This is a genomic window from Pseudomonas sp., from assembly GCF_037994325.1.
Taxonomy (GTDB): domain Bacteria; phylum Pseudomonadota; class Gammaproteobacteria; order Pseudomonadales; family Pseudomonadaceae; genus Aquipseudomonas.
Map to the genome: position 1 here is coordinate 1 of NZ_JBBNAH010000392.1, position 9,642 is coordinate 9,642.

Annotated in this window: 10 protein-coding genes; 5 read left to right on the forward strand and 5 right to left on the reverse strand. The window is 60.1% G+C overall.

Features of this window, described 5'->3' with window-relative positions; translation table 11 throughout:
* The 3 genes from AAAB16_RS13290 to AAAB16_RS13300 all read left to right on the forward strand — a co-directional run.
* Positions 1–977 (forward strand): BMP family ABC transporter substrate-binding protein (locus tag AAAB16_RS13290; RefSeq protein WP_340663749.1); only part of this gene is annotated, 977 nt, incomplete at its 5' end.
* A 139-nt stretch (positions 978–1,116) separates the two neighbouring features.
* A complete protein-coding gene (locus AAAB16_RS13295; RefSeq protein WP_340663750.1) occupies positions 1,117–2,085 on the forward strand; it encodes a 2-oxoglutarate and iron-dependent oxygenase domain-containing protein in 969 nt (322 codons plus the stop codon).
* Between the two features lie 180 nt (positions 2,086–2,265).
* Positions 2,266–2,952: an SDR family oxidoreductase gene (locus AAAB16_RS13300; protein ID WP_340663751.1), complete on the forward strand. Its 687-nt coding sequence runs from the start codon at positions 2,266–2,268 to the stop codon at positions 2,950–2,952.
* 56 nt (positions 2,953–3,008) lie between these two features.
* On the opposite strand, the gene AAAB16_RS13305 is transcribed toward AAAB16_RS13300, so the two are convergent.
* Positions 3,009–4,091, reverse strand: coding sequence for a calcium:proton antiporter (locus AAAB16_RS13305; RefSeq protein WP_340663752.1), 1,083 nt, complete (start codon positions 4,089–4,091; stop codon positions 3,009–3,011).
* Positions 4,092–4,243: 152 nt separating this feature from the next.
* Between AAAB16_RS13305 and AAAB16_RS13310 the strand changes: the two genes are divergently transcribed.
* A complete protein-coding gene (locus tag AAAB16_RS13310) occupies positions 4,244–5,197 on the forward strand; it encodes an adenosine deaminase (RefSeq protein ID WP_340663753.1) in 954 nt (317 codons plus the stop codon).
* A gap of 141 nt (positions 5,198–5,338) precedes the next feature.
* Here the strand turns inward: AAAB16_RS13310 and AAAB16_RS13315 are convergent, their stop codons facing one another.
* From AAAB16_RS13315 to AAAB16_RS13330, 4 genes are read right to left on the reverse strand one after another with little or no spacing between them, the layout of a single operon-like run.
* Positions 5,339–6,724, reverse strand: a complete 1,386-nt coding sequence (locus tag AAAB16_RS13315) for a PepSY domain-containing protein (RefSeq protein WP_340663754.1) — start codon at positions 6,722–6,724, stop codon at positions 5,339–5,341.
* Between the two features lie 21 nt (positions 6,725–6,745).
* Positions 6,746–7,225 (reverse strand): copper chaperone PCu(A)C, encoded by a 480-nt coding sequence (locus AAAB16_RS13320; protein WP_340663755.1) that lies wholly within the window; start codon positions 7,223–7,225, stop codon positions 6,746–6,748.
* Between the two features lie 52 nt (positions 7,226–7,277).
* Positions 7,278–7,658: a DUF2946 domain-containing protein gene (locus AAAB16_RS13325; RefSeq protein WP_340663756.1), complete on the reverse strand. Its 381-nt coding sequence runs from the start codon at positions 7,656–7,658 to the stop codon at positions 7,278–7,280.
* Positions 7,659–7,713: 55 nt separating this feature from the next.
* Positions 7,714–8,631, reverse strand: a complete 918-nt coding sequence (locus AAAB16_RS13330; RefSeq protein ID WP_340663757.1) for a LysR family transcriptional regulator — start codon at positions 8,629–8,631, stop codon at positions 7,714–7,716.
* A gap of 131 nt (positions 8,632–8,762) precedes the next feature.
* Here AAAB16_RS13330 and AAAB16_RS13335 point away from each other — a divergent pair.
* Positions 8,763–9,642 (forward strand): zinc-binding alcohol dehydrogenase family protein (locus AAAB16_RS13335; protein ID WP_340663758.1); only part of this gene is annotated, 880 nt, incomplete at its 3' end.

Here is a 9,642-nt window from a genome sequence, read left to right on the forward strand (position 1 = left end):
TTTATATCGGCCCAGTGGGCGACCACGGTTGGACCTATCAGCACGAGCAAGGCCGCAAAGCGATGGCCGAGGCCCTGGGCGACAAGGTTGATACCAGTTTTGTGGAAAACGTACCCGAAGGCGCCGACGCCGAGCGGGTGATCCGCAATATGGCCAAAGGTGGCTACAAGCTGATCTTCACCACCTCGTTTGGCTACATGAACCCAACCCTGAAAGTGGCCAAGCAATTCCCCGGCGTGATCTTCGAACACGCCACCGGCTACAAGCAGGACAAGAACATGGGCACCTACCTGGCACGCACCTATGAAGGGCGCTATGTCGGTGGTTTCCTCGCGGCAAAAATGACCAAAACCAAAAAAGTCGGCTACGTTGCCTCGTTCCCGATTCCGGAAGTTATCCGCGATATCAACGCCATCCAACTGGCCCTGGACAAGTACAACCCCGGCACCGAAATGAAAGTGGTGTGGGTCAACTCCTGGTTTGATCCGGGCAAAGAATCCGACGCTGCCAACGCCCTGATCGACCAAGGCGTGGACGTAGTCTTCCAGCACACCGACAGCCCGGCACCGATTCAAACGGCGGAACGCCGTGGTGTTTACTCGGTGGGTTACGCCTCGGACATGGCCCACTTCGGCCCGAAAGCGGTGCTGACTTCCATCGTTAACAACTGGGGTCCGCACTACATCAAGGCCACCCAATCGGTGCTGGATGGCACGTGGAAATCGCAAGACTTCTGGGGTGGCCTGGATGACGGCACCGTGGAATTGCCAATCAGCACTGTGGTGCCGGCCGAGGTAAAAACCGAAGCCGAGAAGATCATTGCCGATATCAAATCCGGCGCCTTCCACCCGTTCACCGGTCCGATCATAGACCAGACTGGCGCGGTTAAAATCCCCGCTGGCGTAGTGGCCACCGAAGCTGAATTGGCCTCGATGAACTACTACGTGGAAAATGTAAAAGCCGAATTGCCGAAGTAAGTAACATCGCTGCACAAGGGCGCCCCTCGGGGTGCCTTTTTACATTCGCTATCTGTGCCGTCCCTGCTGAAACTCAGCAGAACCGCCTCTTCGCTATGGGTACGAGAAGACCTGAAGCAACAACCTTCTTGGAGCCACCATGCCCAATTCACTGCCTATTATTGATATCGCCCCGCTCTACGGGAGCGACGACGCCGGCTGGCTAACTGTCGCCCAACAGATCGACGCCGCCTGCCGCGACTGGGGCTTTTTCTATATCAAGGGCCACCCCATCAGCCCCGAACGCATCGACGCCTTGCTCAACGCCGCGAAGACCTTTTTCGCCAGCAGCGAAGCGGAAAAACTGCGCATCGATATCACCAGCAGCGAACACCACCGCGGCTACGGCGGAATCGCCACCGAACAGCTCGACCCCACCAAGCCGAGCGACCTGAAAGAAACCTTCGACATGGGCTTTCATATGCCCGCCGAGCACCCTGAAGTGCTGGCCGGCAAGCCCCTGCGCGGCCCCAACCGCCACCCCGACCAGCTCGGCTGGGAGGCGCTGATGGAACAGCACTACAGCGATATGCAGGAACTGGCGAAAACCCTGCTGCGGGCCATGACCATTGCCCTGGGCATTGAGCGCGACTTCTTCGATGTGCGCTTTAACGAACCCATTAGCGTGCTGCGCATGATCCACTACCCACCGCGCCACACCGCCAGCAGCGCCGAACAACAAGGCGCCGGCGCGCACACCGACTACGGCTGCATCACCCTGCTGTACCAGGACGATGCCGGCGGCTTGCAGGTGCAAAACGTACAAGGCGAATGGATCGATGCGCCGCCGATTGCCGGCACCTTTGTGGTCAACCTCGGCGACATGATGGCGCGCTGGAGCAACGACCGGTACAAGTCGACCCCGCACCGGGTGATCTCGCCCTTGGGCGTGGACCGCTACTCCATGCCGTTCTTTGCCGAGCCCCATCCGGATACCGAAATCAGCTGTTTGCCCGGCTGCTCGGATGCCAGCAACCCACCGAAATACCCCGCCACCACCAGCGTTGCCTACTTGCTGTCGCGGTTTGCCGATACCTACGCCTATATCCGCGAGCAAGAGGCGGTGTAGCAGAACAACCTGCGAGAGGACCGACGCCTACGCGGGAGTGACGGTGAAAATAGCAATAACACCGTCGTCCCCGCGCAGGCGGGGACCCAGGTATGCCGCTGCGAAGACTAGCCCCGTGTCGTACATACGCGCTCCGACCCGCTATCCTGTTTCCCCTACCCCTGAAAACAGGAACCGGATATGACACAGGCAAAAACCGCATTGATCATTGGCGCCTCGCGCGGCCTCGGCTTGGGCTTGGTGCAGCAACTGCACGCCGATGGTTGGCAGGTAACGGCCAGCGTACGCAGCCAGGCCGGCGTTGAGGCGTTACAGGCTTTACCGGGCGTGAAGATCGAACAACTGGATATCAACGACGGCGCACAAGTCAGCGCCCTGCAGCAGCGCCTCCAAGGCCAGGTGTTTGACCTGCTGTTTATCAACGCAGGCGTCTCTGGCCCCGCTCACCAATCAGTGGAACAGGCCACGATCGAAGAGATCGGCCAACTGTTTTTCACCAACGCCATCGCCCCAATCCGCCTCGCCCAACGCTTCGCCCCGCAGGTGAAAAGTGCCAGTGGCGTGTTGGCGTTTATGAGCTCGGTGCTCGGTAGTGTGGCCATTCCCGAGGGCAACAACATGGCCCTGTACAAGGCCAGCAAGGCCGCGCTGAACTCGATGACCAATAGCTTTGTCTGCGAGCTGGAAGACAGCGGTTTGACCGTGCTGTCACTGCACCCAGGCTGGGTGAAAACCGACATGGGTGGCGAAGGCGCACCGCTGGATGTGCAGACCAGTTGCAAGGGCTTGGTCGAGCAAATTAATAAGCAGGCTGGCCAGGGCGGCCACCGGTTTATTGATTACCAGGGCACCAGCATTCCTTGGTAACCCCGCCCTCTCCCGCGGCCCCTCTCCCGTATACGGGCGAGGGGAGACAAGCGATATCACAGGCCGATAAAGGTCAGCATCAAGAAGGTGGCAAACAAGGCGAAGTGGGTCATGCCTTCAATGGCGTTGGTCTCGCCGTCGTTGAGGTTAATGGCGGCGACGATCAGGGTGATAAAGATCATCACCGACTGAATCGGCGTCATGGCCATGATGAACGGCTGGCCGGTGTACAGGGCGATGCCTTCCATTACCGGCACGGTCAGAATCACCGTCGACAACGAAGCGCCCAAAGCGATATTGACCACCGACTGCATGCGGTTGGCCATGGCCGCGCGCAGGGCGGTGAGAATTTCCGGCGCCGCAGAAATGGCTGCCACCAACAGGGCTGCCAGCACGGGCGGTGCGCCGGTGCCTTCCAGGCCCAGGTCGAGGGTTTTGGACATCACTTCAGCCAAGGCACCGATCACCACCACGCCCACCACCAGCAGGCTGATGGACAGGGTTTTGCTGTCATGCTGCTCGTCTTCGGGATTGGCGCGGCGTTTTTCCGGGTAGCTGTAGCTGAAAAAGTAACTGTGCGGGCCAACCTGCATGCGCAGAAACAGGGCGTAGAGCATGATCATCATGACAATGGTGAACGCCGAATAGGCCTTCCACGACCCCTCGGGCACAAACTCCGGCACCACCATGGAAATACCCATGGCGGTGAGGATCATCACGCTATAGCTCTTGGCTGAGTCGTCGTTATACGGCTGCTCGCCGTGCTTGATGCCACCGATCAGCGCCGCCAGGCCGAGAATGCCGTTGATATCGAGCATGACCGCTGAATAGATGGTGTCGCGCACCAGGGTCGGTGAGGCTTCGTTGCTCATCATGATGCCCAGCACCACCACTTCCACCAGCACGGCGGCGGAGGTGAGGATCATGGTGCCGTAGGGGTCGCCAACGCGGTGGGCGAGCAGCTCGGCATGGTGCGCCACGCGCATCGAGGCGCAGATAATCGCCCCCACCAGCACCAGCGCGCTGATCAGCGCTACGCCCTGGCCGGAGTGCAGCAACGTGTGCTCCAACGGATAGGCGATTGCCACCGCCACAATGGCGATCAGCAGCATTTTTTCGTCTTTGAGGTGGGCAAGCATGGGTGTTGGCGTTCCTTGGCAACAAAATGTTGCGGCAGCTTAAGCGGCCCTGCCAGCGCTGCCAACCGTAAGCGGCAAGAGGATTGCAGGAGATTCTGTCCTGCTGGTCAGCTAAACTGCCCGGCACGTTTTTCAGCACAAGGTATTTACCCATGTACGACTGGCTCAATGCCTTGCCCAAGGCCGAACTGCACCTGCACCTGGAAGGCTCGCTGGAGCCGGAATTGCTCTTCGCCCTGGCCGAACGCAACAAAATCGCCCTGCCGTGGAACGATGTGGAAACCCTGCGCAGCGCCTATGCGTTCAACAACCTGCAAGAGTTTCTCGATCTCTACTACCAGGGCGCTGACGTACTGCGCACCGAGCAGGACTTCTACGACCTGACCTGGGCCTACCTGCAACGCTGCAAAGCGCAGAACGTGATTCACACCGAACCCTTCTACGACCCGCAAACCCATACCGACCGTGGCATTCCCTTTGAAGTGGCGCTTAATGGCATTGCCAGCGCGCTTAGAGATGGTCGTGAACAATTGGGCGTGGAAAGCGGCTTGATCCTGAGCTTTCTGCGGCACCTGCCCGAAGACGAGGCGCAAAAAACCCTCGACCAGGCCCTGCCGTTTCGCGACGCGTTTTTTGCCGTGGGTTTGGACAGCTCGGAAATGGGTCACCCGCCGAGCAAGTTTCAGCGCGTATTCGACCGAGCCCGCAGCGAAGGCTTTTTAACCGTCGCCCATGCCGGCGAAGAAGGCCCACCCGAATACATCTGGGAAGCACTGGACCTGCTGAAAATCAGCCGCATCGACCACGGCGTGCGCGCCAGCGAAGACCCGCGCTTGATGCAGCGCATCATCGACGAGCAGATCCCGCTCACCGTCTGCCCACTGTCCAACACCAAGCTGTGCGTGTTCGAGCATATGGGCCAGCACAACATCCTCGACATGCTCGAACAGGGCGTAAAGGTAACGGTGAACTCCGATGACCCGGCCTACTTTGGGGGTTATGTGACCGAGAACTTTATGGCCCTGCACGAACACCTGGGCATGAACGAAGAGCAGGCCAAAAAGCTCGCGCAAAATAGTTTGGACGCGCGGTTGGTGAAGGGCTGATTCAAGATCGGCACTGGGCCTGCCCCTCACCCTCTCCCCGAGGGGCGAGGGGACTAAAGGCAAAAGCAGATCATATGCCGGCCGCCAGTTAGCTCCCCTCTCCCGCTTGCGGGAGAGGGGCTGGGGGTGAGGGCAGGCGGCCTACGCTACCGCCACCTGCTTACGCCGCGAAATCAGCAACCAATCCAGCAAACCAATCACCACCAGCGACATCCCCACCAACGGCAACGCCACGCCCAGGGCAATGATGATCACCACCGCCGTCTTCCACAGCGGCAAATCATGGCGTAACGGCGGCACGCCCAATTTGCCTTGCGGCCGACGCTTCCACCAGATCACCAGCCCACTCACCGAGCTGAGCAAAATCAGCAAACACACCGCCAACATCAGCAGCTGATTGGCCAGGCCAAACAGTTTGCCTTCGTGCAGCATCACCCCGGTTTCCACGCTCTTGGCCACCAGGTTGTAGTCCTGCCAACGCACATCGGCCAGCACCTGGCCGCTGTATTGGTCGACGTGCAGGGTGGCGTCGTTGCGCGGGTCGTCGGCAAATACGGCGATGGTGTACACACCGTCTTTGCCCTGCGGCAGGGTGATGCTATAGCCGGGCGTGACGCCTTTGGCTTGGGCGATATCGACCACCTGCTGCAGGGGGATTTGCCCGCTCGCCGCCGGCACCATGTCGGCCATATTGTGGCCGTTGTGCAGGGCGTGGGGATCGACCGCTGGCGCGGTAGACGCCGGCAGCGGGGTGTTTTCCACCGCCCACGGCACGGTCTGCGAGTCGGCCGTGTTAAGGCTGCGCGATTCCATTCCGGACTTAGGTACGTCGTCCCACATGGCCGCCGGAAAATGGTTCCAAGCCCCGGCAAAACTCTTGCCCCAGAAGCCAGTCCAGGTCATGCCGGTGAGCAGCATAAACAGCAACAGCAGCGAGCCCCAGAAGCCGGTGACGGCATGCACATCGCGCCAGAACAGCCGTCCGCGCGCGGCCATACGCGGCCACAACACCCCGGCGCCCCAGCTGCCACGTGGCCACCACAGGTACAGGCCGGAAACTACCAGCACCACGCCCCAACCGGCCGCCAACTCCACCAGCCGATCACCCACGGCGCCGATCAGCAGCTCGCCGTGCAGCGCGCGGGCCAGGGCTTGCAGGTTGTTTTGCGCATCCTGGCTACCGAGCACAATGCCGCTGTAGGGGTCGATAAACAGATTGAGCTTGCGCCCGCCCTCGGTCAGCACGAACTGCGCGCTGTGCTGCGTATCCACAGGCGGCAGGTATTGGCTGATCGCTGCCTGTGGATAAGCCGCTTGCACCCGCGCCAGTTGTTGCTCGGCGCTTAGGGTTTGGCCTATCGGATTGACCTGTAAGAGGTCGGCGTACATCAGGTTATCGAGCTGGGGTTTGAACAGGTAAATGATGCCGGTCACCGACAACATAATCATGAACGGAATGACAAACAGGCCGGCATAGAAGTGCCAGCGCCAGGCCTGGTTGTAGAACGACACAGGAGCGGTGCTCATGCGGAACTCTCCTGGCCGATTTTATTGTTGGTGTTGCGACATATCGTGCTGTGCGGCAGGCGCCTCTTTTTGCACCGCCACTTGCACGGTGACCGCGCCCGCTTTCTCAAAATGCAGGGTCAGGGGAAAACGCTCGCCGTCTTTGCCCTGCTGTTTCAGGTTAAACAGCATCACGTGGTAGGCCATGGGCGCAAAGGTCGCTTCGCCGCCAGCGGGTACGTTAACGAAGGGCACCTGCTGCATTTTCATCAAGCCGTTCTGGTCGACGTGTTCATGCATCTCTGCTTTGCCGGCAAACGGGGTGTCCACCGACACCAGGCGATCAGCCGTAGCGCCTTTGTTATGGATGATGAAATAGGCCGCGGCGGTGGGTGCGCTCGGCGGCATTTCCCGCGACCACGGGTGGTCGATATGCAGCTCGCCCACTTCGTATTCATGGGCAACGGCGGCAAAGGACACACTCAGCAAGGCAGCAACAAACAGGGATTTAAGCAGGGTCATACGAATTCTCCGAACAATCGAAATCAACACAGGGTTAACCGCACACCTGGGTTCAGAGAGGAGAAGCGCGAGGGTTGGCCGAGGGCCAGGAATAACGCGGTGGGGCTTTGCTGCGAGGTTCCCAGGCGGGCAATCGATCACGCCGCGCGGGCAGCAACCAACTCAGGGCAAACAGCAGCGCCAGGCCTAAACCGACGGCGCCACACAGTGGGCAATTGAAAGGGGTGCTGGCCGCGCTGTCGTTGACCGAGCCGCTGCCCGAATCCAGCGTAGGGCCGGCGCTGTTATCCGCCGAGCAAAAAGCGCCGCCGATACCGTTAAGGCTCAAGCCGAGCATCTGCCCATGGCCAATTCCGCAGGCGAGCACATTGAATAGCACGCTGAAGTACAGCAGCCAGGCAACAAGGGAGCGGTTGGTTTGGGCAGGGTTCATGGCCGCGACTCTACCACCGGGACGCGTGATGACAAGTCCCGGATTGCCGCAGGGCTCAGTTACCCCAGGGTTTGCTTTTGAGGAGTTGGCTACAACGCTGTTGGATAAATTCACGCAGCAAGTACACCGTTTTGCTCAGTTGGGCGCGGTGGGTGCAGATTAGGTTAAGTGCCGCCGGCTCGCCACGTAGCTCCGGCAATAGCACTTTAAGGCGCCCGGCGTGCACGTCGGCGGCCACGTCCAGCCACGACTTGTACATCACCCCGCGCCCGGCCACGCCCCAACGGCGCACCACATCGGCATCGTCACTGACCTGGTTGCCGCCCACCGTCACGCTGAGTTCGCGCTTGCCATCGATAAAGCGCCAACGCTCGTGCAAGCGGCCGCCAAGCATATACAGCAAGCAATTGTGCTGGGCCAGTTGGTCGATACGCTGCGGCTCGCCGTGTTGTTGCAGATACGCCGGCGAGGCACAGAGTACGCGGCGGTTGTTGGGCGCCATGGGCAACGCCACCAGGCTGGAATCTTCCGGGGCGCCGTAGCGGATGGCGATATCCACCGGCTGGCGAAACAGGTCGGCATTGCGGTCGCCAAGCAGCAGGCGCACATGCAGTAACGGGTGCTCCAACTGGAACTCATCAAGCCAGGGCAGCAGCACATTACGACCGAAATCCGAGGGCGCGGAAATTTGCAGCACCCCACTAATGTCTACCTTACGACCGGCCAATTGCTGCTGCGCATCGTCTAGGCTTTGCAAAGCCGCGCGGGCATAGCCTAGAAATTGCTCGCCCTCGGGCGTCATGCGCAAGCTGCGGGTGGAGCGTGCAAACAAGCGCACCTCCAACTGTTGCTCCAAGCGTTTCAGCGCGGCGCTGGCCACCGCTGGCGAAACATCCAGATCACGCGCCGCCGCCGACAGGCTGCCGAGGTCAGCGGTACGTACCACGATTTGCAGGTCATCCAGGCGCAGCATGATCAAATCCTTGGCCGGCGATTATCAATGATGAGTTGAAAGAGCCTCAGCTTCTACGCGGTTTTTCCCGTCAGTGAAATAGCAGACCCTGCTGGTCAGCCCTTACCCCTCTAGTTTTCGGAGCCGTCCTTATGAAAGCCATTGCCTACTACCAACCCCTGGCCATCGACAACGAAGCCGCTCTGCAGGACATCGAACTGCCTGCCCCTACCCCGCTGCCCCGCGACCTGCTGGTCGAGGTACGGGCCATTTCCGTTAACCCGGTGGATACCAAAATTCGCCAGAACGTCGCGCCGGAAAATGGCGAAGCGAAAGTCTTGGGCTGGGATGTAGCCGGCGTGGTGAAAGCCGTGGGCAGTGAAGTGAGTCTGTTCAAAGTCGGCGACAAGGTGTTCTACGCCGGCGCCATTAACCGCGCCGGCGCCAATAGCGAATTACACGTGGTGGACGAACGCATCGTCGGCCATATGCCGAAAAACCTCAGCTTTACCCAAAGCGCCGCCCTGCCCCTGACCGCCATCACTGCCTGGGAATTGCTCTTCGAACGCCTGCAAGTTGTGCCCGGCAACAGCGGCAAAAAACACAGCCTGTTGATCGTTGGCGCCGCCGGTGGCGTGGGTTCAATTCTGGTGCAGTTAGCCCGTCAGCTCACCGACCTTACGGTTATTGGCACCGCTTCGCGCGCCGAAACCAAAGACTGGGTGCGTGAACTGGGCGCCCACCATGTGATTGACCACAGCAAGCCGCTGGCTGAAGAGCTCAAGCGCATTGGCGTCGGCCAAGTGACCCATGTAGCGAGCCTGACCAACACCGAACAGCACCTCGACCAACTGATCGAAGCCCTGGCACCGCAAGGCAAGCTGGCGCTGATCGACGACCCGAAAAGCCTCGACGTGACCAAGCTCAAACGCAAAAGCCTGTCGCTGCACTGGGAGTTTATGTACACCCGCTCGTTGTTCGAAACGCCAGACATGATCGAGCAGCACCGCCTGCTTAACCAAGTGGCTGAAC